Raw genomic sequence first — 23,382 nt, forward strand, 5'->3', positions numbered from 1 at the left:
ACGGAGCGTGACGAGACAGAGCCGGTTGGTACGATTGCCGGACAGAACGCCAGCTCATGGGTGTCGGGGGGACAGTACCGGCGTCTGCGTGCCCACACGCAGGCCCGGAGCGGGGCACGGGACTCTGAGAATGTTTGCGAGTTGACATGCGCGACGCCCATCCGGATCCGGAAACCGACTTGGCCGGATTCGGCTCCCTCAGCGAGGACGACATCCGGCTCTTCCAACTGGCCGTCGACCGCGGCCACCTCGACCCGCACGACGCCGCCGAGACCCTGGGCACGGAGCCGGAACTGGTCTCCACCGCCGTCCGGCGCCTGGAGCGGATGCACCTCCTGCGTCCGCTGCCCGCGGGCTCGTCCGGGACGACGCGCTTCGTGCCGGTCAATCCCGACGTGGCCGCCGCCGGACTGCTCGCGCCGATCGAGAGCGAGCTGCGCCGGCAGCTCGCCGACACCCAGCGGATCCGGGGGGAACTCGCGCTGCTCGGCCAGGTGTACGCCCGGAACCGCACCCCCGGCCACGCCGGCCTGGAGGAGATCCACGAGCTGGCCACGGTCATCGACCTCATCGCGGACGCCACGGCCCGGTGCCGGCAGGAGGCACTCACCTGCCAGCCCGGCGGCGGGCGGGCGCCGCACCTGCTGGAGCAGGCGTACACCCGCGACCTGACCATGCTCCGGCGCGGGGTGCGCATGCGCACGCTCTACCAGCACACGGCCCGGCACCACGCGCCGACCCAGGAGTACGTCCAGCGGATCACCCAGGTCGGTGCGGAGGTCCGCACCACGAGCGAGCTGTTCGGGCGGATGATCGCCTTCGACCGGGAGGTGGTGTTCATCCCGCACCAGGACGACCCCGACGCGGCGGTGGTGATCCGGGACGCCTCGACGGTCGAGTACCTGTGCTCGGTCTTCGACCGCTGGTGGTCCCAGGCGGACCACTACACGCCCGCGCGGTTCAGCAGGTCGCCGGCGGCCGGCGAGATCAAGGAGGCCATCGTCCGGCTGCTGGCCGAGGGCCTCAAGGACGAGGTGATCGCGCGGCGCCTCGGCATGTCGCTACGGACCTGCCGGAAGCACATCGCGGAGATCATGGAGATGCTGGGCGCGGAGAGCCGCTTCCAGGCCGGGTACCTCGCCCGTGCCACCGTCGGCCTGCCGGACTCGGGCGCCGCCTGAGCCCGGTCCGGTTCCGCCCGGTCCGGTCCGGGGGACTCCCAGCGGTCCGGAACGCGCCGGCGCCGAGGACGCGAACGCCGGGCCCGATCCTGTCGATCGGGCCCGGCGGACGGGTGCCGCGCCGAACGGACGGCGCGTCGGACGGTGCGTCAGGTGGCGCGTCAGGCCGCCTCGTTGGCCTGCTTCACCAGGTCGACGGCGGCGGCGAGGCCCAGGCCGGGGATGGCGCGGCGCAGCTCGCGGACGGCACTGACCTCGTTGGTGCGCGGGTCGATGCCCGCCTGGTCCAGCAGGCCGCCGACCCACTTCCCCTTCAGCTGCTGCTCGTTGCCGCGCAGCCCGTCGAGGACCGACAGGGCGCGTTCGAGGCCGGGCTGCTCCTCGGCGCCGGCGGCGGCCAGCGCCTCACGCAGCGCGGTGCGGGCGACGTCCAGCTCACGCAGGACGACCAGGTGGGTTTCACGGGACGAGAACATGATCAACTCCTTGTGTCAGGCAACTTATCAGACCGACCGTCAGACCGCGGGAGCGGCCGATTCCGCGTCCACGAGCTGGGCGACCTGCCGTCCGTAGAAGAGCAGTTGGTCGTCCCAGCCCATGTACGCGGCGAAGTCGTGGGCGTGGGTGAACACTCTGAGCACCGACGCGCGCCGCACCGTCCGCGCGTCCGGCAGCGGCCCGTAGCCGTCGAGCAGGGCCTGGCGGACCGCGGCGAGCCGGTCCGGGTCCGAGCCGACCCCGAAGTGCTCCCGGAGCAGCCCGAACTCGGTGAACTCGCCCAGGATCCAGCCGAGGTCGAAGCCGGCCGGCCCGCGGGACACCTCCTCCCCGGTGAGCAGGGCCCCCGCACCGGTGCGGCCGTCGAGGACGACCGACCCGAGCCCCGGGGCCCCGTGCAGCAGCACGTCCCCGGACGCGCCGCCGGTCAGGTCGGCGCACCAGCCGCGGACGGCCTCCCAGCGCCCCGGGCCGAGCACGTCGCGCAGCGATCCGTACAGCCGCGGGGCCGCCCCCGGGCCGTGCCCGGTGCCCAGCCAGGCGTCGAGCCGGGCCGGTCCGGGCGGGCCGGTCCGCGGCAGCGGGCCGGGCACGGTCAGGGCGTGCATCCGGGCGAGGGTACGGCCGGCCTCGGTGAGCCCGCGGACCAGGGCCTCGGTGCGGGTCGTCGCCACGGGGTGCAGCAGCAGGGCGGCGGCCGTCGTGCGGGCCGGCACGCGGTAGCGGCGTTCCTCCCCGCGCACCTCGGGCAGCACCGGCGGAAGGCCACCGGTCACCGTGCGCAGGGCCGCGCGGACCGGGTCACCGGGCGCGCCCAGCGCGGCCGCCCGGAGCACCCCGGGGCGACGGCTCCAGTGGAATTCCGCAACGGACCGGTACACCTCGGTGCGCAGGAATCCGGTGGCGAACCGCTCGACCGGGGTCTCGTTTTCCTGGCCGGTCATTTTCACCCCCTCGGGGACGGTGGAAGAAGGTCGGAAGGCCACCGGCTGCGGTGGCGATGTCATTACTAGCACGATTCGGGCGAACAAGAATGGGGAAAGCAGCGGAAGCGATCGGGGGGTCCCGGCAGGGACCGCCCCCGCCCTCCGATCAGCCTGGGCACCGGTCCAGCAGGGCTCCCGAGGGTGGCAAAATATCCCGGCGTCCCGACTGGGCCATTCCTTGGCCAGCGCCCGCCGGACGCTTCCCCCGGCGGCTCCCCCGCGATTCCCGTCCGCTTTTCCGGGCCACTGGATGTGGTTATCACGGAATGTTCGCAGGTCGCGGGTCCGGACCCGAAAGCAGGGCCATTCTTCGGGCGCCGCGGACTGTTAGAAATTTCCTCGGCAGCCACCGAGCGCCCCACCCGGGGCGAAGCGGGGGCGCCGCCCGGCGGCTCCTTCGCAGGAGCTACCGGTAAACCGTCCGAGGAATTCCGCAGAGGAGAACCCCATGAACACCGCTGACCAGCTCATCGCCGGCTACACCGCCTACACCGACGCCGAGGAGGTCGGCGCGGGCGCTTCGGCCGAGGCCCCCGCCACCACCCCCGCGCTCAGCGTGATCGCCGTCTCCACCGCCGCGTGCGGTGCCGCGGTCGGCAGCGTCATCGGCGGCTCGATCGCCGGCACGGTCAACTGGGGCTGCTGAAGCAGTCGTTGACACCGGAGGGGCCCGCAGCAGGCAGGCCCCTCCGGCACCACCCGACCGGGCCCACCGGCCCGCCCTTCCGACCCCACTGGAGAAGCCATGAACACCGCCGACCAGCTCATCGCCGGCTACACCGCCTACACCGACGCCCAGGAAGTGGGCGCCAGCGCCTCCGCCGAGGCCCCCGCCACCACGCCGACCATCATCACCGCCTCCTCCCCCGAGTGCGGCGCCTTCACCGTCAGCGTCGTCAGCGGCGCCGTCGGCGCCACCGCCAACTGGGGCTGCTGAAGCAGTCGTTGACACCGGAGGGGCCCGCAGCAGGCAGGCCCCTCCGGCACCACCCCACCGGGCCCACCGGCCCGCCCTTCCGACCCCACTGGAGAAGCCATGAACACCGCCGACCAGCTCATCGCCGGCTACACCGCCTACACCGACGCCCAGGAAGTGGGCGCCAGCGCCTCCGCCGAGGCCCCCGCCACCACGCCGACCATCATCACCGCCTCCTCCCCCGAGTGCGGCGCCTTCACCGTCAGCGTCGTCAGCGGCGCCGTCGGCGCCACCGCCAACTGGGGCTGCTGAACCGCCCCCACGAACGTGGGGCGCACCTGCTGGGCGCCCCAACGACGAGGGCCGGTCGTCCCCACGACCGGCCCTCTCGGCGTCCCCGCCCCGGCGGCTCGGCCACACGGCCCGGCTGCCGAGCCGCCGAGCCGCCGAGAGGTCCGAACTCCTAGACCACAACGCCCAGTTCGGCCAGCTCCGGCGCCAGCACGGTCCGGTCGCCGACCACCACGCCGGTGAAGGCCCCCGGGTCGAACCAGCGGCGGGCGGCGGCCTCGACCTCCTCCCGCCGGACCGTCCGGACCGCCTCCGGGAAGTCGGTCAGCCACTGCGGCGGGAGGCCGAAGCCCAGCGTGGACGAGAGGTTGGTGGCCAGCGTCGCCTGGCTCGCCAGCGAGATCATGCTCATCCCGAGCAGGAACCGCCGCGCCGACTCGACCTCGGCCTCCGGCAGCGGACCCTCCGTCAGCCGCACCAGCTCCGAACGGATCTCGCGCAGTGCCGCGGCGGTGTAGCCGGTCGCGCTGTCGGCTTCGACGGCCAGCCGCAGGGTGTCCTTGACGTCCTCGAACCGGGAGTCCGTCCGGTAGGCGTACCCCTTGGTCTCGCGGATGTTCGTGACCAGGCGCGAGGAGAAGTACCCGCCGAAGACCAGGTTCGCCAGGCTCAGCGCACCGAAGTCCGGGTCGGTCCGGTCCGGCCCGGGCGCGACCAGCCTGATCTGCGACTGGACGGCACCCGGCCGGTCCACCAGCCGTACCGGCCCGGGCCCCGGCAGCGGCACCCGGACCGGCTCCCGGCCGGCCGCGCCGCCCTGCCACCACGAGGTGAGGGCGGCCACCTCGGCCACCGTCCGCTCCGGGTCGAGGTCGCCGACCAGGACCAGCGAGGAGCCGGCCGGGGTGAGCAGGCTCCGGTGGAGCGCCGCGACCTCGGCGGCCGTGACCGCGGCCAGCACGGCCGGTTCGGGCGTGTCCCGCACGGCCGGGTCGTCCCGGTAACCGTGCTTGCGCAGCGCCTCCTGGGCGATCACCTGCGGCTGGGAACGGACCACCCTGATCCGCTCGGCGAGCCGGCCCTTGGCCGACTCGACCTCGGCGGCCGCGTGCCGGGCGTCCGCCAGGGCGTCGGCCAGCACCCGCAGCAGCGCCGGCAGTCCGTCGCGCGGGGCCGACCCGATGAGGTTCAGCCACATCGGGCTGCGCACGGCGTCCAGGGTGGCGCCGGTGCGGGCCAGCACCGAGTCGGTCTCCCGGTGGTCGCGCGCCGTGGTCCCGCGCAGCAGCGTCGCCGCCATGACCTCGGCGGCGGCCAGGGCCTGCGGGCCGCGGGGCAGGCAGGGGATCCGCAGCCGCAACTCGGTCATCGAGGTGGACGGCTGCCGCACGCAGATCACGCGCAGCCCGTTCGGCAGCACGGTGTCGAGCATGGGCGGCATCCGGTACGGCTGCTGCCCGGCCACCTCGGGGACCGGGCGCGGTCCGCGCGCGGTGCGGGCGATCTGCGCCGCGCTGCGGTGGGTGGACTGCGCCGCGGCGAGGCGGGTGGGCAGCGCCGCGGCGCCGTGGGTGGACTGCGCCGCGCTGCGGCGGGTCGGCTGCGGGGTCGGTGCGGTCACCGGACGGGCTCCAGTTCGTGGTCGGCGGGGCGGGACGTGGGGACGAGCCGGAGCACCGCCCGGGCGTCCGGGCGCAACGCGGCCGCGGCCGCGGCCAGCCGCTCGGCGGTGACGGCGGCGAGCCGGTCCGGCAGCCGGTCCAGCAGGTCGGCCCGGCCGTAGAGGACCTCCAGGGTGCCCAGCGACCTGGTGCGGGCCTCCAGGCCGTCGTGCTTGCGGTGCAGGCCGGCCGCCGCGCGCATCGCCGCCCGGGTCAGCTCGTCCCCGCGCGGGCCGTGGGCGGCGAGGTCGGCCAGTTCCTCGTCGAGGACGTCGAGGATCCGCTCCGGCGCGGTCGCGGCGTCGTGGGTGGCCACCACCAGGAAGGTGTCGGGGGCGCGCGCGGTCAGCGCGCCGAACAGGCCGCACCCGGTGCTCACGTCCGTCACCAGCGGCGTCCCGTGCAGCAGCCGGCGCTTGAGGCGGGCTGTGGACGCGCCGGTGAGCACGGTCGAGAGCAGCATCTGCGCCAGGTAGCCGTCCAGGTCGGTGGCCGGGTCCGGCATCCGGTACCCGGCCGCGAGGGCGGGCGCCGGGGCGTGCCGGTCCGGGTGCTCGCCGCTGCGGGCGCCGGTCAGCGGCGGCTCGGCCAGCGGCACGGGCGCCGGAGCCGGGCGGGCCGGGATGTCCTCGAAGTGGCGCCGCACCAGGTCGAGCGCGGCGTCGGGGTCGAAGTCGCCGGCGATCGTCAGCACGGCGTTGGCGGGCGAGTAGTAGGTGTCGAAGAACGCGGCGCACTCGTCGAGGGTCGCCCGCTCCAGGTCGCGGAAGTCGCCGTAGCCGTTGTGGGCGTTGGGGTAGGTGTCGTAGAGGACCCCGGGCAGGACGGTCCACGGGAAGCCGCCGTACGGGCGGTTGAGGACGTTGAGCCGGATCTCCTCCTTCACCACCTCGACCTGGGTGCGCAGGCTCTCCTCGGTGAGCCGCGGCGCCCGCATCCGGTCGGCCTCCAGGAACAGCACCTGTTCGAGCGCGGCCGCCGGGACGACCTGGTAGTAGTCGGTGTGGTCCTGGTGGGTCGAGCCGTTGGCGGTGCCGCCGGCCGCCTGGACGCGCTGGAAGTGCTCCAGCCGCTCGATGCTCTCGCTGCCCTGGAACATCAGGTGCTCGAAGAGGTGGGCGAAGCCCGTCCGCTGTTCCGGCTCGGACCGGAAGCCGACGTCGTAGTGCACGCTGACCCCGACGGCGGGCACGTGCCCCATGGGGTACAGGAGGACGCGCAGTCCGTTGGGGAGCGTCGTCCGGTGGAGCGCCGTCCGGTGGGGCGCCGGCGTGAGCAAGGGGATCAGCCTCCGGGGTGCGGTGGCCACGGGTTCGGGGCCTGGTGGGTGGAATGGCACGGGCCCCGCCCGGAGCGGAGCGGGGCCCGTGCGGTCACGTCCGGCTCGGGGGCGCGGACGCCGGCGCGGTTTCGCGGGGTGCGGTTTCGCGGGGTGCGGTCCGGTGGTTCATCGCCCAACGGGTGTACGTGCGACGGGGGATGCCCATGAGTCGGCAAAACCTTGAGATGGTGAAACCGCTCTCCCGTCGAATCGCCTCAAGGTTCGGGTAGGGACCTGGCGGTAGTCCGCCACTCGTCGGCGGGCCCGCAGTTCGATGAACGCCTCGCCGAGCGCGGCCTTCAACTCGGAGATCTCCTCCTGGAGTTCCTTCTCACGGTCGTTGCCGCGCCCGGCGCTGCCCTCCAGGCCGCGCCGGCCGCCCTCGATGAACTGCCGCTTCCAGTTCCCCACCGACTGCTCGGAGACCTTGGCCTGCCGGGCGGCCTCCGCGATCGAGGTTCCGCCGCCGAGCACGGTGAGGACGATCTTCAGTTTGTCTTCGGCCGGCATGGCCGGGGGACGTGACATCTCCAGTCATCTCCGTTCCTTCGGATCCGGTGCGCTCGGGGTCGCCCGCTCAGACGGCGGCCGAGAGGCCCAGGACCGGCGAGTCCAGGTTGCGGGCCGGGCAGGCCGGGTCGATCCCGGCGGCCGTGAAGGTCTCCAGCACGGTCGCCTCCGGGCCGGCCGCGTTGGCCGAGCGGGAATGGTGCACCAGGGCCTCGGCCAGCGCCGACGCCCGGTGTTCGCCGAAGCTCAGCCGGCGCATCCCGGGCCGCAGGTCATCCGGCTCCCAGGCGACGGCCACACCCGGCGCCAACTCCTCGGCGAGCAGCGAGACTTCGTCACCGACACCGGCCAGGCCGCGGACCGCCCCGGCCACCGTCCGGGCGGCCTGCCAGGCGCCGGTCCCGAGGTACACCACCAGCGCGTCCCGACGCGGCAGCAGCCGCTCGGAGGAGGCGACCTTCGCGCGGTACGGCACGCCGGCCTCCTCCAGTGCGCCGAGCACCCGGCGCCAGGCCTCCACCGCCGCCTCGACGGTCGTCAGGTGGACGTACACCCGCAGCAGGCGGCGTCCGGCCACCGTGCCCCGCGAGCCGTCCGCCATGAAGTAGCCCGGGGAGATCGCGGGCCGGGCCGCGGGCAGCCGCACCGTGACGGCCCCGGCCGAGGCGGTCCCGGCGGAGGCGGCCCCGGTCGCCGGCTCCGGCTCGCCGGCCGGCAGCAGTACCCGGACGCCGTGGTACTCCACGATGCGGGTACCGTTCGGCCCGTCGCCGACCGGACGGACCCGGGTCAGGCTGGACGTGTGCGGCATCGCCGCCGCGAACCGGGCCTCCAGCCGCGGATCGCGCAGGGTGCGCTGCTGCCCGCCGGACATCGGCTCGCGCCCGGCGTGGAAGGCGTCGTAGAACGCGGCGGACAGCTTGTGCTGGAGGTCCCGCGGGGTCTGCGCGGTCAGCTCCCGGTCGAGCACGCGGGCCGCGCGGCCCCCCGGGTCCACCTCCACCGACGCCAACAGTTCCCGGACGGACGGAGACAGCGCGGACGTCATGGTGTCCGCGAACGACATGGTGTTCACGAGAGGCCCCCCAGGCCGAGCGTGGTGACGGAAGCGGCGGGCGCCAGCAGGGCCGAGCGGCCGATCCCGGCCGCGGCCCGGTCGACCGCGCCGAGCCGGACGCGCTGGGCGGAACCGGCGAGCATGCGCTCGATCAGGTGCCAGCCCGCGTACCCGGCGGCCCGGGCGGCGAACCCGGCGTCGAGCTCCGGGCGCACCGCGCGGTACCCGGCGCAGAACGCCTCGATCCGCGGGCGCAGACGGTCCAGTTCCTCGACCCCCCGGCCGACCACGTCCTCGTGGGACGGCGCGCGGCCGAAGCGCTCCTCCGCGCCGAGCGCCTTCGGGATGCCGAGCACGGCCCGGTAGAGCCACTCGCCGGCGAACCCGCCGACGTCCCGCGCCGGGTCGGCCAGCCGGAACTCCTCCCAGTCGGTGAGCAGCAGCATCCCGCCCGACAGCAGGAACTGGTCCAGCCGCAGGTCGCAGTGGGACGGCCGGTGCTCGGCCGCCAGCTCGCGCTCGCGCAGCCCGCCGAGCGCGCCGAGCAGGTCGCGGTCCGACTGCATGAGGCCCCAGGCCTCCAGCTGCGCGGCGCTGCAGTCGGCGAACAGCGACCACGGCAGCGCCCGCAGGCTGTCCATCGGCGGCATCGGGGGCGGCGAGCCGTCCACGTCGTGGTCTTCGAGCGGGAGTTCGTGCAGCTCGGCGACCAGTCGGCCGGCCCGCTCGGACAGCGCGTCGTCGAACTCCTCGTCCGACGCCAGCTCGGCGCCGGACCTGCAGCCGTCCATCAGGTCGAAGGCGAGCGTGCGGGACGGCTCGTCGGCGGCGAGCAGCGCGGGGCTGCGGAGTTCGGCCACCGGGGCCGAACGCAGGATCCGGTCGAACGAGACGGCCCGGGTGAACCGGCTCAGCGAGTCCCGCGGACTGCCGCCGAGCTGCTTGACGAAGACCTCGGCACCGGTGGACGTGGTGCCGGCCCAGTTGTCGTTCCGACCCATGAAGGAGGTCAGCGCCTCCGGGTCCAGTGCGCCGAGTCCGGCCTGCGCGAGCAGGCCCTGGACCTGGGGCGCGGAGTCGAGCGGCACCGGGTCGTACCGGAGCTTCGGCGGGTTCGGCGGGTTCTTCAAGTCAGTTGGCATGGGGCTTCTCTGCGTGGAGAGGGCGGACGTGGATGGCCGGCCCGGCCGACGGACGGCGCGTCCGTCACCAGTGGGTGGTGCGGAAGGACCGGGCCTCGGGAGCGGCCGGGGCGGTCTCGCGGCGCGTCGTGCGCGGCTCGGCCAGCACCGCCCGGGCCTCCCGGACTTGACGGAGTCTCACGAGGTGCCGCGCGGCGAGCGCGACGAGCACCGCGACGGCGGACGCGAACACCGGCCTGACGGCGGACGCGCAGCGCGCGCGCCGGTCGGGTGCCGCGCCGGCCGGCATCAGCTGCCCCAGGCGGTGTCGTACGCGACGGCGACCGGCACCTTGAAGGCCGACGGGCCGACCGACGCGGCGGAATCCACCGCGTTCTGCACGACGACCGCTCCGCACGCGGCGGCAGTGGCGACAGTGGCGATCACGGCCACCGTCGTGGCCACGAAAGCAGAGATGATTCCCTTCATTGTTCCCCCCGTTTTTCTTCGGATCGGAAGCGCTTTCGACGCGTTCCCTTCGATGCCCCAATACTGCCGAGCGGGCGGCGGACGGGTACAGCCGATGCCGTGTGCAGCTAGCTGCATGCAGCAACATCCCCCAGGTGCAATCCGCTCACCAGAAGACATAAACGGACAAACGAACCCCGCGTTCCCGAGGTCGCCCAACTTTGCGGCGGCCCGACCTGGGCCATATTTGCGCCGCGCCGCACGGTGGCCTGCCCAGCGTCCGCTCACCCCAATAACGCCATTCTTCGGCCGCTCGACAATTGCTAGAAAGGTCGCGCCGAAATCGACGTCGGCTTTCCGACCCCGAATGACGAGGACGCGCACCATGCCCGGATCACCCGAACACCCAGCAGCCGTCCCGCCGAGAATTCGCCTGTGGACCGACCTGTTGCGCGGCGACCGGCTGAAGCTGGCCGGTGCCGTCCTGCTGGCCGTGGTCTCGACCGCGACCACGCTGGCCGTGCCGATCGTCGTCAAGGACGTGCTGACCGCCTTCGCCCGGCACAGCGGCCTGCTGCGGCCCGTCTCGGTCATGGTCGGACTCGCCCTCGTCGGCGCGGTCGCCGCGACCGTCTCCGGCTGGCAACTCGCCCGGCTGGGCGAGTTCCTGATCCTCCGGCTGCGCGACCGGGTGATGGCCCACACCCTGCGCCTGCCGCTGACCACCGTGCGCGCGGCCGGGCCGGGCAACCTGGTCGCCCGGATCACCTCCGACGCCATGGTGCTGCGCTCGATCGTCGACGTCGGCATGGTGCAACTGCCCATCGCCGCCCTCACCGTCCTGTCCACCCTGGTGGTGATGGGCCTGCTGGACTGGGTGCTGGTGCTGGTGACGATCGGTTCGTTCGCGCTGGCCGGCGCCGTCATCGGGATCGTGATGATCAGGGTCCGGCGGAACTTCGTCACCCAGCAGAGCGCGCTGGGCGAACTCGCCCAGCGCTTCACCGCCGCCCTCGACGCCCTGCCCACGGTCAAGGCGTACCGGGCCGAGACCGGGGTCGCGACCCGCCTGTCGGAGGAGGCGCAGCGGCTCACGGCCTCCGCGCTCGACGGCGCCCGGCTGCAGTCCCTGATCACCCCGGTGCTGAACCTCGGACAGCAACTCGCCCTGGTGAGCGTGATCCTGGGCGGGGGTGCGCGGATCGCCGGCGGTCAGCTCGGCGTGCCCGAGTTCGCCGCCTTCCTGCTCTACCTGCTCCAGCTGGTCGCCCCGGTCACCGTGGTCGCCACCGGTGCCGGCCGGCTGCAGGCCGGCCGGGCGGCGCAGCAGCGCTTCGACGAGCTGCTGGCCCTGCCCGCCGAGCCGGTCGGGGCCGAGGCCGACGCCGACGCCGACGCCGACGCCGACGAACGGTCCGCCGCCGGGACCGAGCCGGTGCCGGGCGCCGCCGCGGTCGAGTTCGTGGGCGTCTCGTTCGCGCACGGCGCCCATCCGGTGCTGCGCGACCTCTCCTTCAGCGCCCCGGCCCGCGGACTGACCGCCCTGGTGGGCGCCTCCGGTGCCGGCAAGTCCACCGTGCTGTCCCTGACCGACCGGTTCGACACCGCGCGGCAGGGCGTGATCCGGGTCCTGGGCCGCGACGTGCACGACTGGCCGCTGACCGAGCTGCGCCGCCGGATCGCCTACGTCGACCAGGCGTTCACGCTGCTCGAAGGCACCGTCCGGGAGAACCTCGAACTCGGCGCCACCGAGCCGCTCGGGGACGCCGCCCTGCTCGACGCGCTCGACCGGGTCGGCCTGCGCCAGGACGTCCTGCGGCTGCCCGACGGCCTGGACACCGTCCTGGGCCGGGACACCGACCTGTCCGGCGGCCAGCGCCAGCGCCTGGCCCTCGCCCGCGTCCTGCTCACCGACGCGGACGTCATCCTGCTCGACGAGCCCACCTCGCAGCTGGACGCGATCAACGAGCAGCGCCTGCGCGAGCTGGTCGACACGCTGGCCGGGAGCCGCGCGGTCGTCGTCGTCGCGCACCGGCTCTCCACCGTCCTGCACGCCGACCGGGTCGTCCTGCTCGACGACGGCTCGGTGGTCGACGTCGGGCCGCACGAGGACCTGCTCGCCCGCTGCGGCCGGTACCGGGACCTGGTCACCAGCCAGCTCGGCCACCAGGCCGGCCACCAGCCCGGCCACCGGCGCGAACTCCAGCCCGCCTGACCACCCGAGAGGTGCACGCCCCATGACCCCCCACCGCGATCCCGCGATCCGGGTCCGCGACCTGAGGATGCGCTACGGCAGCCGCGACACGCTGCACGGCGTCGACCTCGACATCCCGCGCGGCGAGGTGCTCGCGCTGCTCGGGCCCAACGGCGCGGGCAAGACCACCACCATCGAGATCCTCGAAGGCTTCCGCCGCCGCTCCGGCGGCGAGGTCCGCGTGCTCGGCTGCGACCCCGACCGGCCGGACGCCGACTGGCGGGGCCGCATCGGCATCGTCATGCAGTCCTGGCGCGACCACCCCCGGTGGCGGGTCGGCGAGTTGATCGAGCACTTCGCCCGCTACCACGCCGACCCCCGCGACCCCGCCGAGGTGCTGCGGCTGGTCGGCCTGGAGGAGCACGCGCGGCAGCCGTCCGCGCAGCTGTCCGGCGGCCAGCGCCGCCGGCTCGACGTGGCGCTCGGCATCCTCGGCCGGCCGGAGCTGCTGTTCCTGGACGAGCCGACCACCGGGTTCGACCCGGTGGCCCGGCGCGAGTTCCACCAGCTGGTGGAACGGCTCAGCCAGGAGGAGGGCATGACCGTCCTGCTCACCACGCACGACCTGGCCGAGGCCGAACGGCTGGCCGACCGGATCGCCATCCTGATCCGGGGCCGGCTGGCCGCCTGCGGCACCACCGCCGAACTGGCCGAGTCGATCCGGGCCCGGGCGGAGGTCCGCTGGCTGGAGGACGACGTGCGGCGCAGCGAGCCGACCGCGGACCCCTCCGGGTTCGTCTGGTCGCTCCACAACCGCCTGGGCGGCCCGGTCCCGGGGCTCGAAGTCCACCGCCCCACCCTCGAGGACACCTATCTGCGCATGATCCACCAGGAGGACGCCCAGTGAACGCATCCCGCACGCTCCGGGCCGGCCTGCACCGGGGCGGCCTGGAGGTCCGGCACATCCTGCGCAGCAAGCGGGAGTGGTTCTCCCACCTGTCGCTGCCGGCGATCTTCCTGGTGTTCGCCGGGTTCACCGACCACCCCGTCCCCGGCACCACGGTGCCGGCCGCGCAGCTGGTGATCGCGGGCGGCCTGGCCTCGCTGGTCTCGCTCACCGGGATCACCACGCTCGCCCAGATCCTCGCCTCGGAGCGGGAGGACGGCACGCTGCTGCGCATGCGCGGCACGCCCGGCGGGATGCCCGCGTACCTGCTGGGCAAGGTCTGCGTGGTCGCCTTCGTCGTCGGGGTCGGGGCCGCGGTCCTCCTGGTCGGCGGCGCGCTGTTCGTCGGCTCCGCACTGCCCGGGTCCGTCCGGCAGTGGGCCACCCTGCTCTGGGTCCTGGGACTCGGACTGGTCGGGGCCAGCGCGCTGGGCGCCGCGGTGGGCGCCGTGCTGCCCAACCCGCGGGAGGCGCTCGCCGTCGTGATGATCCCGCTGTACGGGCTGGTCGCCGTCTCCGGGGTGTTCTTCCCGACCACGGTGATGCCGCGGCTGCTCCAGCGGACCGCCGACCTCTTCCCGATCAAGTGGATGGCCCAGGGCGTCCGTTCGGCGATCATGCCGGACGGCGCGGCGGTCGCCGAGGCCGCCGGCGGCTGGCAGCACCTGGAGACCTTCGGGGTGCTCGCCGCCTGGTGCGTCCTCGGGCTGCTGCTCGCACCCCGTCTGCTGTTCCGGATGGCCCGGAAGGAGTCCGGCAGCCGGCTCTCCGAGCGGCGCCTGCGCTCGACCGTGGCCCCCGCCCGCTGATCCTCCTCCACGCCCCCTCCGGAGACGCTGTGTTCGCGCACGACGCCGACTCGTCGGCCACCCACCAGACCGCCGTGGTCTACCCGCTCCAGCCCTCGTCGATCCATCAGGTCGTCCCGCTCGCCCGCTTCGTCGAACGCCGTGCGGCCCGCCGCCTGTGGATCGGCCAGTCGCTCACCGTGGAGAGTCACCAGGTGTTCGCCGCGCTGGCGGGCATGGGCCTGAGGCTGCCCTGCGCCACCGGCGTCGCGCTGGCCCCGCTGCGGCACCCGTACCTCGCGGCGGTCGAGGCCCGCTCGGTGGCCGCGCTGACCGGCGAGCCGTTCGTGGCCGGAATCGGCCTGGGCGCACCGGAGTTCCAGCGGATGGTGCGGAGCGAGCCGTACGACCGCCCGCGCACCGCCGCGCTGGAGTTCGCCGCCGACATGCGCGCCCTGCTGTCCGGACAGCCGGTCCGGCACCGCGGCCGGTACCACGACGTCGACACCCGGCTCCAGCCGTTCCACGCCCCGCCGGTCGAGATCGGCCTCGGCGTGCTGCGGCCCCGGATGGCCAGGACCGCGGGCGGGGTGGCCGACGTGGCGATCACCTGGATGACCCCGCCGGACTACGTCCGCGACACCCTGCTGCCCGAACTCGCCGCCGGCGCGGCCGAGTCGGGCACCGCCGCACCGCGGGTCGCCACCGTGGTGCACGTCGCCCTGGCCCGCCCCGGCCGCGACATCGACGAGGTCGCCTTCCGCGGCGCGGGCACCCACCTCGGGGCCGCCCACTACACCGACATGCTGCGCAAGGCCGGGCTGGCGGTGGACGCCTCGGACCCCAAGGCCGGGGCGCGCGCCCTGCTGCGGTCCGGGGTGTTCGTGACCGGCACCGCGCAGGAGATCGCCGAGGCGCTCCGGCACTACCGGAACTGCGGGGTGGACGAGGTCATCCTGAACCCGGCGGGGGTGATGCTCACCGAGGGGGTGCACTCCGCGATCGCCGACCTGGAGGAGATCTTCGACGCGGAGGGGGCGGCCGACCATGGCTGATCCGGTCACCGGCGAGCCGCCCGGGGAGGCACCCCGCCCGGCGTCGGGCCCGGAGTCGGGCCCGGAGTCGACCCCGGCGTCGCCCGTCGGCCGGCTGCTGCTGGTCGGCACCGGCTCGCTGGGCGTGGCCTCGCTCCCCTTCTGGCTCAACTGGCTGCGTCTCCAACACCCGGACGTCGACACCAAGGTGGTCCTCACCCGCACCGCCGAGCGCTTCGTCAGCCGGGTCACGCTGTCACCGATCCTCGGGAAGCAGGTCCTCCAGGACGCCTGGCCGCAGGAGCCCGAGACCACCGCCCTGCACGTGGACCTCGCCCAGTGGGCGGAGGGCGTGGTGGTCTACCCGGCCAGCTTCCACTTCATCGCCCGGCTGGCCCTCGGGCTCGCGGACACCCCCGTGCTGCTCGCCCTCCACTGCACCCGGGCGCCCATCGTGCTGGCCCCGGCCCTGCCCCCGGGCGGCGCCGAGTCGCCCGCCTACCTCCGGCACCTCGACGCCCTGGCGAAGCGGCCCAACATCGCCGTGCTGCCACCGCAGGCGGGCTACAGCGTCACCACCGGCCGGATGGACGCCTCCACCGCGGCGCCGCTGCCCGAGGCCCTGGCCGCCCTCGCCGCCCTCGGCCGACCGGCCGCGGGGTGACCGGCCGCGGGGTGACCGGCCCCCAGGCCCGGATCCGCCTGCTGCTCGCCGACCACGACCGCCGGACCCGCGCACTGCGGACGGCACTGCTCGCCCTGCTGCCGGAGGGCGACATCGAGGTCACGGCCCAGGCCGCCACCGGCCCGCAGACCCTGGCACTCGCCGTCGCGCACCGCCCCGACGTCGTCCTGGCGGACCTCGACCTGCCCGGGCTCGACGGCATCCGCGTCACCGAGGCCCTCCGCACCCTGCTGCCGGACACCCGCACCGTCCTGCTCACCGACCGTCCCCACCCGACCGCCCTCACCCGCGCCCTGGCCGCCGGCGCACGCGGCTACCTCCCCAAGACCACCCCGACCACCGACCTCGCCGCCACCCTCCGCACCCCACCCCCCGGCCGCTGCCACACCCACCCCGACCTGATCGCCGACGCCGCCCCCACCGACCCCCACCCGGCCCCGGAACGCCGAAGGGCCGGTCCCCGTAACCACGGAAACCGGCCCTGATCTGGTCCTACTGGAGCGGGCGACGAGAATCGAACTCGCGCTCTAAGCTTGGGAAGCTCATGTTCTACCATTAAACTACGCCCGCCTGATGAGCCGTCAGAGACCGCTCGATCCAGTGTCACTGTACCCCATCCGTGACCGTGGTTGCACGAGGGGTCCGGGGCGCGGCGGTGCCGGGTGGGGGTGGGTGCGGAGGCGTACTGTGTGGGCCGCGTACGAGTGCTCCGGTGGGTGGGGTCGGGGCGGCGAGCCACGGTGAGGAATGTCCGGAACATCCCCTAATGTGACGCTGTCCCGGGGCTCGGCCGCCGGGTGTGCGAGTACGGGTGAGTACTGGGTTAGGGATGGGAAGGGGATCGATGGAGCAGCGCGCCGTCGTTCGTTGTGCCGAGGGGCACCTGTTCAGCACCACCACGTTCCCGATGCAGAACCTCGGTCCGGGCCGGCTCGGGCCCGGGCGGTTGATCCGCTGTCCGCAGTGCGGACGGCTGCGGAGTTCGGTGCTGGCCGACGTGCGGGAGCTGTCGGAGCCGCAACTGGCGCAGGCGATGCGGCTGGAGGCCGCGGAGTTCCTGGCCTGACGGCGGGCGGACGGATGGGTGGGCCCCGGACGGATTCGTCCGGGGCCCTTTCTTGCACGTAACCTCGAAGCGTGCTGCTCTCTGACAAGGACATCCGGACCGAAATCGACCTGGGCCGGGTCCGCATCGACCCGTTCGACCCGGCGATGATCCAGCCGTCGAGTATCGACGTGCGCCTCGACCGCTTCTTCCGCGTGTTCGAGAACCACAAGTACCCGCACATCGACCCCTCCGAGGAGCAGCCGGACCTGACCCGGCTGGTCGAGCCGGAGGGCGACGAGGCGTTCATCCTGCACCCCGGCGAGTTCGTGCTGGCCTCGACGTACGAGGTCATCACGCTGCCCGAGGACGTGGCCTCCCGCCTGGAGGGCAAGTCGAGCCTGGGCCGGCTGGGCCTGCTCACCCACTCCACGGCCGGCTTCATCGACCCCGGCTTCAGCGGCCACGTGACGCTGGAGCTGTCGAACGTCGCGACGCTGCCGATCAAGCTGTACCCGGGCATGAAGATCGGGCAGCTCTGCCTGTTCCGCCTCTCCTCGCCGTCGGAGCACCCGTACGGCTCGGAGCGCTACGGCTCGCGCTACCAGGGCCAGCGCGGCCCGACGCCGTCCCGCTCGTACCTGAACTTCCACCGCAGCCGGGTCTGAGCCGGGGACGAACCCTCGGAGCCGCACGCAGACGGGCGGCCACCCCTCACCGCGAGGGGTGGCCGCCCGCTGCGTTTCCTCAGGCGCGCTTCGGGCTGGTGACGGCGACCAGCTCGGTGCCGTCCTCGGACAGCCGCAGTTCGGTGCGCAGCTCGGCCAGCTCGCCGAGGTGGTGCAGGTGGGTGCCGCCGCAGAAGATCTGCGCGCCGCCCTCGGGCAGCTCGCAGTGCCACTGGCGGCGGGCGGTCAGCTCGGGGCCGGGCACCTCGATGCGGACCGGGGCGTCGGCGGCGACCCAGGCGGCGAGCCGGGCGTTGACGTCCTCGGTGAGGGCGGGCAGGGCGTCGGCCAGGGCGGGGAACTCTTCGGTGGCGTCCGCCGTGAAGCCCTTCTTCTTGAGCGACTTGCCGAGCCGGTAGGTGTCGGTGCTGGCCTCGGTGTCCATCACCGAGCTCGCCATCGCGAGGCTGTCGAAGTCCGGGTTGCCGAAGGCGTCCGAGCGGCCCGGGTCCTTGCGCCAGCGCGGGGCGAGCGCGGCGTTGAGGGCGAGGGCGAGCAGGTGGCAGCCGCTGTGCGAGGCGCTGAGGGCGCCCCGGCGGCCGGCGTCGACGGCGAGCGCTGCGGTGCGGCCGGTGAGGTCGCCGGGGTCGGTGTCGAGGACGTGCAGGACCAGCCAGGACCACTCCTCGTCGCCGCGCCGGACCGGGATGTCGGCGCCGACCAGCAGCGTGTCGTCCTCGGGGCCGACGGCGCCGGTCAGGCAGTCGACCACGGCGAACTCGGTGCCGTCCACGGTGAGGGTGCCGTGGTCGGCCGGCTGGTCGGGCCAGGTGTGGTCGAGCGGGTGGAACGGGGTCGCCCCGGTCACGACGGCGTACCGGCCGTCGGCCAGCGGGTGCACCGCGAGCACCGGGGACTCGCCGGTCACCGCCCCGGCCGGGAAGCTGACGTGGGTGGTGGGGAGGGTCATGCCTGGCTCCGGTGGACGTGGGGCGAAGAGGGTGGACGGGCCCCGGCGCTCGGCCGCGGCCCGTCCACCATTCTGCCCTCCGCCGGTCGGCCCGCCGCCGGTCGACCCCGCCGCTCAGCCCGCCGCTCAGCCCGCCGCTCAGCCCGCCGGTCAGCCCGCCGCTCAGCCCAGCGTCGGCAGCTTGATCAGCACCAGCAGGGCGAGCAGTTGCAGCGCCGAGGCGGCGGCGGCCTTGCCCCAGGGCAGGTCGTGCAGCCGCCGGACCATGGCGGTCAGCAGGTACGCGCAGAGCGCCCAGGTCGCCCAGCCGACGACCTGGACCACGACGCTGCCGGAGGGCAGCACCAGGTCGAGCAGCAGCCGGGGCGCGTCGGTCAGCCAGCCGATCAGGGCGGCCAGGCCGACGGTCGACTTCCACGGTCCGTCGCCGCCCAACTGGCGGGCCAGTGCGTAGGTGACCGCACCGAAGACCGCGCCGGCCACGGTGAAGCCGACGGCGGCGGCGAGGATGCCGGTCAGCGCCACGCCGAAGGTGGAGTCGACGACGTCGTCGTGGGTCAGCCCGATGCCGAGCACCGCGAGCGCGCCGTACAGCAGCGAGACGGTGAGCGCGGGCAGCCAGACCTGGTGGTCGCGGGTGCGGTCGAACATCGCGGTCGGGGTGCGGAAGAGGCCGACGAACAGTTCGCGCCAGTGCGGCCGGGGGCCGGCGACGTGCGGGGCCGACTGGCCGCCGGCCCGGTAGACGGCGACGTTGTCCTGGCCGTACGGCGGCGGTTGCTGCCCGTGGGCGTAGCCGTCCGGCGGGTACTGCTCGTACTGCCCCTGGTCCGGGTACTGCCCCTGGTCGTAGTACCCCGGGTACGGCGGCTCCTGCCCGTACGGGCCGCCACCGCCCGCGTACGGGTCGCCCGCCGGGAAGGCGCGGGTGTGCCCCGGTCGGTCCGCCGCGTACGGGTCGAACCCGCCGCCGGCCGTCCCCTCGGGCCCGCCCGCGGCTCCCGGGTGCGGGGCCGTGAAGTACTCCGGCCCGTCCGTCCGCCCCTGCCCCCCGGGCACCCCCGGCGGCGGCGGAGGGGCCGACCACCCACCGTGCGGGCGGTCGGCGCCCTGACCGCTGTCGTATCGATTACCAGCCACGCTCCGAAGGTACCCGTCCGACCCGGGCCCCGTCGGCCCCGGACGAAGCCGGGGCCGGTTTGCAGCGAGGCTGAGACGAACGGGGCCGAAAGCCGCCCCGGCGCTCCGGCGCGGATCGAGCGCTGCGCTGGCGCCGCACGGCCCGACTACCGCTGCGCCCTACCGCTGCGCGGTGACCGACGGGCCGTGCACCGCCGCCGCCGCGCTGGTGCCGGCCGGGCAGCCGCCCGGGCCGGCCGAGGTCCGGACGGCGCCGACCGGCAGCAGGGTGCCGCAGGCGATCCGGATGCCGTTCGGCAGCTCGTTGTCCGACTCCACGATCGCGCCGTCGCCGATCACCGCGCCGTCCAGCGCCGAGCGGTCGCCGACGGTGGCGTAGGCGCCCACGATCGAGTCCTTGACCAGGGTGTCCGGGCCGATCACCGCGCCCGGCAGGATCACGCTGCCCTCGACGATCGCGCCGGCCTCGACCACCGCGTCCGCGGAGACCACGGTGCCGCCGCTGAGCACCGCGCCCGGGTGGACGGTGGCGCCGGGCAGCAGCAGGGCGTCGCCGGTCGGGCCGGGGACGGCCGGGGAGTCGACCTTGCCGAGCACCAGGTCGGCCGAGCCGCGGACGAAGGCGCCCGGGGTGCCGAGGTCCAGCCAGTACGAGGTGTCGACCACGCCGCGCAGCAGGGCGCCGGTGGCCAGCAGTTCGGGGAAGGTCTCGCGCTCGACGGAGACCTCGCGGCCGGCCGGGATGCGGTCGATCACGGACCGGGTGAAGACGTAGCAGCCGGCGTTGATCTGGTCGGTGACGATCTGCTCCGGGGTCTCCGGCTTCTCCAGGAACTCCAGCACCCGCCCGTTCCCGTCGGTCGGGACGAGGCCGAAGGCGCGCGGGTCCTCGACCCGGGTCAGGTGCAGGGTGACGTCGGCCCCGGCGGCCACGTGGCCGTCGCGCAGGGCGGCGATGTCGACGCCGGAGAGGATGTCGCCGTTGAAGACCAGCACCGGCTCGTCGGGGCCGCAGGTCAGGCCGGAGGCGGCGTTGCGGATCGCCCCGCCGGTGCCCAGCGGCTCGCGCTCGGTCAGGTAGACCAGCTCGATGCCGTACGGGGTGCCGTCCTGGAAGTGGTCCTCGAACACCTCGGCCAGGTACGAGGTGGCCAGCACGACGCGGGTGACGCCGGCGGCGGCCGCCCTGGCCAGCTGGTGCGCGATGAACGGGACACCGGCCACCGGCAGCATGGGCTTGGGGGTGTGGGTGGTCAGCGGACGCAGTCGCGTGCCCTTACCACCGACCAGCATGATCGCCTCGGTCATGGTCTGCGCTGTTCCCCTTGTGGTCTCTGCGGCCCGGCCCGGCGGGCCGATGCCTCCGTCGGTGTTCTGGACCCGTCCGGCCGTCCGGCCGGCGTGGGTCGGCACCCGTCCGGCCTTGCGTCCGGCGCGGGTCGACCGGCACGGAGCCGGTCCGGCGCCTACTGTATTTCCTTCCAACCGAATGCCCGTCCGGCGCCTGTGCGACGGACGTCACCCGCCGTCCGCCCGCCGTACCACCGGGAGCCACCGCGGTGGCCCAAAAGCCCGGCCCGGTGGGCGCGTTGGCGGCGTCCACCGGGCCGGGCAGTTGTAGCAGAACTGTCGAACAGCGGGCTTCCGGACTGCGAAGGGGCTACGCGTCCACGGTCGCGGGGCGTTCCTCGGCCTCGGCCGGCGGGATGGCCTTCACCGAGTCCAGCAGCAGCTGGGCGACGTCGACGACCTTCAGGTGCTCCTTCGCCGCGCCCTCGTTCTTCTTCCCGTTGACCGAGTCGGAGAGCATCACCAGGCAGAACGGGCAGGCGGTGGAGACGATGTCCGGGTTGAGCGACAGCGCCTCGTCCACGCGCTCGGTGTTGATCCGCTTGCCGATGCGCTCCTCCATCCACATCCGGGCACCGCCGGCGCCGCAGCAGAAGCCGCGCTCCTTGTGGCGGTGCATCTCCTGCTGGCGCAGACCGGGGACCTTGTCCATGATCTCGCGCGGCGGGCTGTAGACCTTGTTGTGGCGGCCCAGGTAGCAGGGGTCGTGGTAGGTGATCAGGCCCTCGACCGGGTTGACCGGGACGAGCTTGCCCTCGTCGATCAGGTGCTGCAGCAGCTGCGTGTGGTGGATCACCTCGAAGTGACCGCCGAGCTGCGGGTACTCGTTGGCGATGGTGTTGAAGCAGTGCGGGCAGGTGGCCACGATCCGCTTGGTCGGGGCGTCCTCCAGCGCGGCGTTCAGCGTCTCGACGTTCTGCGCGCCGAGCATCTGGAACAGGAACTCGTTGCCCAGGCGGCGCGGGGAGTCACCGCTGCAGGTCTCCTCCTTGCCGAGGATCGCGAACTTCACGCCGGCGGTGTGCAGCAGCTCGGCGAAGGCCTTGGTGGTCTTCTTGGCGCGGTCCTCCAGGGCACCGGCGCAGCCGACCCAGTAGAGGTACTCGACCTCGGCGGGGTCGATGTCCTCGCCGATCACCGGCACCTCGATGCCGGTGTCCTTCTTGAGCTCCTTGACCCAGTCCAGGCGGGCCTTGGTGGCCATGCCCCACGGGTTGCCCTTGTTCTCCAGGTTCTTGAGCATCGTCCCGGCCTCGGTCGGGAAGTTGCTCTCGATCATCACCTGGTAGCGGCGCATGTCGACGATGTGGTCGATGTGCTCGATGTCCACCGGGCACTGCTCGACGCAGGCGCCGCAGGTGGTGCAGGACCACAGCACGTCCGGGTCGATGACGCCGTTCTCCTCGGCGGTGCCGATCAGCGGGCGCTCGGCCTCGGCCAGCGCGGCCGCCGGGACGTCCTTGAGCTGCTCGGAGGTGGCCTGCTCGGCACCCTCCATGTCCTTGCCGCCGCCGGCCAGCAGGTACGGCGCCTTGCCGTAGGCGTGCTCGCGCAGGCTCATGATCAGCAGCTTCGGCGAGAGCGGCTTGCCGGTGTTCCAGGCCGGGCACTGCGACTGGCAGCGGCCGCACTCGGTGCAGGTGGAGAAGTCGAGGATGCCCTTCCAGGAGAAGTGCTCGACCTGGGAGACGCCGAAGACGGCGTCGTCGGCCGGGTCCTCGAAGTCGATCGGCTGACCCTTGCTGGTCATCGGACGGAGCTCGCCGAGCGCGGTGCCGCCGTCCTCCTCGCGCTTGAAGTAGATGTTGAAGAAGCCGAGGAAGCGGTGCCAGGCGACGCCCATCGAGGGGTTCAGGCCGATGGTGATCGCCCACGCGAACGAGATGCAGATCTTCAGCATCGCGAACAGGTAGATCAGGTTGACCAGCGTGCCGTGCGACAGCCCGCTGAACGCGACGACCAGCGGGTACGAGACCAGGTGCTCCGGGCCGTACGAGTCGACGCCGTCGAGGGCGCCCTCCAGCGCGCGCAGCATCATGATGCAGAGGCCGATGCCGAGGATCGTGTACTCGACGTAGAAGGCCTGCCAGGCGATCGAGCCGGCGAAGCGGGACTTGCGGCCGGACCGCGACGGCAGGCTCATCAGCCGGACCACCATCAGGGTCAGGATGCCCAGCGTGGTCAGGGTGCCGATCAGCTCGACGAAGAGCTGCCAGACCGTCCAGCTCCCGATGACCGGCAGCACGAACGCGGCGTCGAAGAGCTGGCCGAAGGCGTTGACCAGGGTCAGCACCAGGCTGAAGAAGCCGACGGCGACGAACCAGTGGGCGACGCCCACGATCCCCCAGCGGTTCATCCTGGTGTGGCCGAGGAACTCGACGGCGACGGTCTTCACCCGCTGGGCGGGCTGCCCGAAGCGGGTGGAGTCCGGCGCGCCGGCGCGGACCACCCGGTAGATGTACAGCGCCGCACGGGCGGCGAGCGCGGTGCCGATCACGAACGTGACCAGCGAGATGACGATCGCTGCTAGCTGCATCGGCTCTCCGTCTCCT

The 23,382-nt window shown here is 73.7% G+C and carries 24 protein-coding genes, 1 tRNA gene and 1 pseudogene; 12 read left to right on the top strand and 14 right to left on the bottom strand.

Going from position 1 to position 23,382, the window contains the following annotated elements:
* The first annotated feature begins 146 nt into the window (after positions 1–146).
* Positions 147–1,181, top strand: coding sequence for a LuxR C-terminal-related transcriptional regulator (locus AB0Q99_RS22965; RefSeq protein WP_363574615.1), 1,035 nt, complete (start codon positions 147–149; stop codon positions 1,179–1,181).
* Between the two features lie 161 nt (positions 1,182–1,342).
* Here AB0Q99_RS22965 and AB0Q99_RS22970 read toward each other — a convergent pair whose 3' ends face one another.
* Positions 1,343–1,657, bottom strand: coding sequence for a hypothetical protein (locus AB0Q99_RS22970; protein ID WP_363574617.1), 315 nt, complete (start codon positions 1,655–1,657; stop codon positions 1,343–1,345).
* Positions 1,658–1,696: 39 nt separating this feature from the next.
* Positions 1,697–2,623, bottom strand: a complete 927-nt coding sequence (locus tag AB0Q99_RS22975; protein ID WP_363574619.1) for a hypothetical protein — start codon at positions 2,621–2,623, stop codon at positions 1,697–1,699.
* 490 nt (positions 2,624–3,113) lie between these two features.
* Between AB0Q99_RS22975 and AB0Q99_RS22980 the strand changes: the two genes are divergently transcribed.
* The 3 genes from AB0Q99_RS22980 (at position 3,114) to AB0Q99_RS22990 (ending at position 3,893) form a co-directional block, all read left to right on the top strand.
* Positions 3,114–3,311 carry an LxmA leader domain family RiPP gene (locus AB0Q99_RS22980; RefSeq protein WP_363574621.1) on the top strand — a complete coding sequence of 66 codons (198 nt, stop codon included), beginning with the start codon at positions 3,114–3,116 and terminating at the stop codon, positions 3,309–3,311.
* A 99-nt stretch (positions 3,312–3,410) separates the two neighbouring features.
* Positions 3,411–3,602, top strand: a complete 192-nt coding sequence (locus AB0Q99_RS22985) for an LxmA leader domain family RiPP (protein WP_363574623.1) — start codon at positions 3,411–3,413, stop codon at positions 3,600–3,602.
* Between the two features lie 99 nt (positions 3,603–3,701).
* Positions 3,702–3,893, top strand: coding sequence for an LxmA leader domain family RiPP (locus AB0Q99_RS22990; protein ID WP_363574623.1), 192 nt, complete (start codon positions 3,702–3,704; stop codon positions 3,891–3,893).
* 151 nt (positions 3,894–4,044) lie between these two features.
* Here the strand turns inward: AB0Q99_RS22990 and AB0Q99_RS22995 are convergent, their stop codons facing one another.
* From AB0Q99_RS22995 to AB0Q99_RS23025, 7 genes are all read right to left on the bottom strand, one after another.
* Positions 4,045–5,493, bottom strand: coding sequence for a pitrilysin family protein (locus AB0Q99_RS22995; RefSeq protein ID WP_363574625.1), 1,449 nt, complete (start codon positions 5,491–5,493; stop codon positions 4,045–4,047).
* Entirely contained in the window at positions 5,490–6,734 is a 1,245-nt protein-coding gene (locus AB0Q99_RS23000; protein WP_363574627.1) for a pitrilysin family protein, read from the bottom strand. The genes AB0Q99_RS22995 and AB0Q99_RS23000 overlap by 4 nt, the downstream gene beginning before the upstream one ends.
* A 246-nt stretch (positions 6,735–6,980) precedes the next feature.
* The gene (locus tag AB0Q99_RS23005) at positions 6,981–7,382 is read right to left on the bottom strand and encodes a transposase (protein ID WP_363574629.1); all 402 of its coding nucleotides are present in this window, start codon (positions 7,380–7,382) and stop codon (positions 6,981–6,983) included.
* A 49-nt stretch (positions 7,383–7,431) separates the two neighbouring features.
* Positions 7,432–8,430 (bottom strand): T3SS effector HopA1 family protein, encoded by a 999-nt coding sequence (locus AB0Q99_RS23010; protein ID WP_363574631.1) that lies wholly within the window; start codon positions 8,428–8,430, stop codon positions 7,432–7,434.
* A gap of 5 nt (positions 8,431–8,435) precedes the next feature.
* The gene (gene lxmK, locus AB0Q99_RS23015) at positions 8,436–9,563 is read right to left on the bottom strand and encodes a class V lanthionine synthetase subunit LxmK (protein WP_363574633.1); all 1,128 of its coding nucleotides are present in this window, start codon (positions 9,561–9,563) and stop codon (positions 8,436–8,438) included.
* Positions 9,564–9,627: 64 nt separating this feature from the next.
* Positions 9,628–9,795, bottom strand: coding sequence for a hypothetical protein (locus AB0Q99_RS23020; RefSeq protein WP_363574635.1), 168 nt, complete (start codon positions 9,793–9,795; stop codon positions 9,628–9,630).
* 56 nt (positions 9,796–9,851) lie between these two features.
* Entirely contained in the window at positions 9,852–10,148 is a 297-nt protein-coding gene (locus tag AB0Q99_RS23025) for a hypothetical protein (protein WP_363574637.1), read from the bottom strand.
* A 247-nt stretch (positions 10,149–10,395) separates the two neighbouring features.
* Between AB0Q99_RS23025 and AB0Q99_RS23030 the strand changes: the two genes are divergently transcribed.
* Genes AB0Q99_RS23030 through AB0Q99_RS23055 form a run of 6 tightly spaced genes read left to right on the top strand, consistent with a single transcriptional unit; the run spans position 10,396 to position 16,142 of the window.
* The gene (locus tag AB0Q99_RS23030; RefSeq protein ID WP_363574639.1) at positions 10,396–12,225 is read left to right on the top strand and encodes an ABC transporter ATP-binding protein; all 1,830 of its coding nucleotides are present in this window, start codon (positions 10,396–10,398) and stop codon (positions 12,223–12,225) included.
* Between the two features lie 22 nt (positions 12,226–12,247).
* The gene (locus AB0Q99_RS23035; RefSeq protein WP_363574641.1) at positions 12,248–13,111 is read left to right on the top strand and encodes an ABC transporter ATP-binding protein; all 864 of its coding nucleotides are present in this window, start codon (positions 12,248–12,250) and stop codon (positions 13,109–13,111) included.
* Entirely contained in the window at positions 13,108–13,959 is an 852-nt protein-coding gene (locus tag AB0Q99_RS23040; RefSeq protein WP_363574643.1) for an ABC transporter permease, read from the top strand. The genes AB0Q99_RS23035 and AB0Q99_RS23040 overlap by 4 nt, the downstream gene beginning before the upstream one ends.
* Before the next feature lie 29 nt (positions 13,960–13,988).
* A complete protein-coding gene (locus AB0Q99_RS23045) occupies positions 13,989–14,993 on the top strand; it encodes an LLM class flavin-dependent oxidoreductase (RefSeq protein WP_363574645.1) in 1,005 nt (334 codons plus the stop codon).
* Positions 14,986–15,636 (top strand): flavoprotein, encoded by a 651-nt coding sequence (locus tag AB0Q99_RS23050; protein ID WP_363574647.1) that lies wholly within the window; start codon positions 14,986–14,988, stop codon positions 15,634–15,636. The genes AB0Q99_RS23045 and AB0Q99_RS23050 overlap by 8 nt, the downstream gene beginning before the upstream one ends.
* An 11-nt stretch (positions 15,637–15,647) precedes the next feature.
* Positions 15,648–16,142 carry a response regulator gene (locus tag AB0Q99_RS23055; RefSeq protein WP_363574649.1) on the top strand — a complete coding sequence of 165 codons (495 nt, stop codon included), beginning with the start codon at positions 15,648–15,650 and terminating at the stop codon, positions 16,140–16,142.
* An 11-nt stretch (positions 16,143–16,153) separates the two neighbouring features.
* Here AB0Q99_RS23055 and AB0Q99_RS23060 read toward each other — a convergent pair.
* Positions 16,154–16,227 (bottom strand) — tRNA-Gly (locus tag AB0Q99_RS23060).
* Between the two features lie 274 nt (positions 16,228–16,501).
* Between AB0Q99_RS23060 and AB0Q99_RS23065 the strand changes: the two genes are divergently transcribed.
* Both AB0Q99_RS23065 and dcd read left to right on the top strand, forming a co-directional pair.
* Positions 16,502–16,723, top strand: a complete 222-nt coding sequence (locus AB0Q99_RS23065; RefSeq protein ID WP_030056617.1) for a hypothetical protein — start codon at positions 16,502–16,504, stop codon at positions 16,721–16,723.
* A 71-nt stretch (positions 16,724–16,794) separates the two neighbouring features.
* Positions 16,795–17,370: a dCTP deaminase gene (gene dcd, locus AB0Q99_RS23070; RefSeq protein ID WP_363574651.1), complete on the top strand. Its 576-nt coding sequence runs from the start codon at positions 16,795–16,797 to the stop codon at positions 17,368–17,370.
* A 79-nt stretch (positions 17,371–17,449) separates the two neighbouring features.
* Here dcd and AB0Q99_RS23075 read toward each other — a convergent pair whose 3' ends face one another.
* From AB0Q99_RS23075 to AB0Q99_RS23090, 4 genes and pseudogenes are all read right to left on the bottom strand, one after another.
* Positions 17,450–18,340, bottom strand: a complete 891-nt coding sequence (locus tag AB0Q99_RS23075) for a metal-dependent hydrolase (protein ID WP_363574653.1) — start codon at positions 18,338–18,340, stop codon at positions 17,450–17,452.
* Positions 18,341–18,502: 162 nt separating this feature from the next.
* On the bottom strand, positions 18,503–19,480 hold the full coding sequence (locus AB0Q99_RS23080) for a Yip1 family protein (RefSeq protein WP_363574655.1): 978 nt from the start codon (positions 19,478–19,480) through the stop codon (positions 18,503–18,505).
* Positions 19,481–19,714: 234 nt separating this feature from the next.
* Positions 19,715–20,788, bottom strand: a pseudogene (locus tag AB0Q99_RS23085) (NDP-sugar synthase); the annotation flags it as partial.
* A 352-nt stretch (positions 20,789–21,140) separates the two neighbouring features.
* Positions 21,141–23,366, bottom strand: a complete 2,226-nt coding sequence (locus AB0Q99_RS23090) for a (Fe-S)-binding protein (protein WP_363574657.1) — start codon at positions 23,364–23,366, stop codon at positions 21,141–21,143.
* Positions 23,367–23,382 lie beyond the last annotated feature (16 nt).

The organism is Kitasatospora sp. NPDC086791 (assembly GCF_040685975.1).
In the GTDB taxonomy this organism is placed as follows: Bacteria; Actinomycetota; Actinomycetes; order Streptomycetales; family Streptomycetaceae; genus Kitasatospora.

Bases quoted from the DNA above. Each gene is read 5' to 3' on its own strand.
- AB0Q99_RS22965 (WP_363574615.1), top strand. From the start codon at position 147: ATGCGCGACGCCCATCCGGATCCGGAAACCGACTTGGCCGGATTCGGC.
- AB0Q99_RS22970 (WP_363574617.1), bottom strand. From the start codon at position 1,657: ATGTTCTCGTCCCGTGAAACCCACCTGGTCGTCCTGCGTGAGCTGGAC.
- AB0Q99_RS22975 (WP_363574619.1), bottom strand. From the start codon at position 2,623: ATGACCGGCCAGGAAAACGAGACCCCGGTCGAGCGGTTCGCCACCGGA.
- AB0Q99_RS22980 (WP_363574621.1), top strand. From the start codon at position 3,114: ATGAACACCGCTGACCAGCTCATCGCCGGCTACACCGCCTACACCGAC.
- AB0Q99_RS22985 (WP_363574623.1), top strand. From the start codon at position 3,411: ATGAACACCGCCGACCAGCTCATCGCCGGCTACACCGCCTACACCGAC.
- AB0Q99_RS22990 (WP_363574623.1), top strand. From the start codon at position 3,702: ATGAACACCGCCGACCAGCTCATCGCCGGCTACACCGCCTACACCGAC.
- AB0Q99_RS23000 (WP_363574627.1), bottom strand. From the start codon at position 6,734: ATGGGGCACGTGCCCGCCGTCGGGGTCAGCGTGCACTACGACGTCGGC.
- AB0Q99_RS23005 (WP_363574629.1), bottom strand. From the start codon at position 7,382: ATGTCACGTCCCCCGGCCATGCCGGCCGAAGACAAACTGAAGATCGTC.
- AB0Q99_RS23010 (WP_363574631.1), bottom strand. From the start codon at position 8,430: ATGTCGTTCGCGGACACCATGACGTCCGCGCTGTCTCCGTCCGTCCGG.
- lxmK (WP_363574633.1), bottom strand. From the start codon at position 9,563: ATGCCAACTGACTTGAAGAACCCGCCGAACCCGCCGAAGCTCCGGTAC.
- AB0Q99_RS23025 (WP_363574637.1), bottom strand. From the start codon at position 10,148: ATGCAGCTAGCTGCACACGGCATCGGCTGTACCCGTCCGCCGCCCGCT.
- AB0Q99_RS23030 (WP_363574639.1), top strand. From the start codon at position 10,396: ATGCCCGGATCACCCGAACACCCAGCAGCCGTCCCGCCGAGAATTCGC.
- AB0Q99_RS23035 (WP_363574641.1), top strand. From the start codon at position 12,248: ATGACCCCCCACCGCGATCCCGCGATCCGGGTCCGCGACCTGAGGATG.
- AB0Q99_RS23050 (WP_363574647.1), top strand. From the start codon at position 14,986: ATGGCTGATCCGGTCACCGGCGAGCCGCCCGGGGAGGCACCCCGCCCG.
- AB0Q99_RS23065 (WP_030056617.1), top strand. From the start codon at position 16,502: ATGGAGCAGCGCGCCGTCGTTCGTTGTGCCGAGGGGCACCTGTTCAGC.
- AB0Q99_RS23075 (WP_363574653.1), bottom strand. From the start codon at position 18,340: ATGACCCTCCCCACCACCCACGTCAGCTTCCCGGCCGGGGCGGTGACC.
- AB0Q99_RS23090 (WP_363574657.1), bottom strand. From the start codon at position 23,366: ATGCAGCTAGCAGCGATCGTCATCTCGCTGGTCACGTTCGTGATCGGC.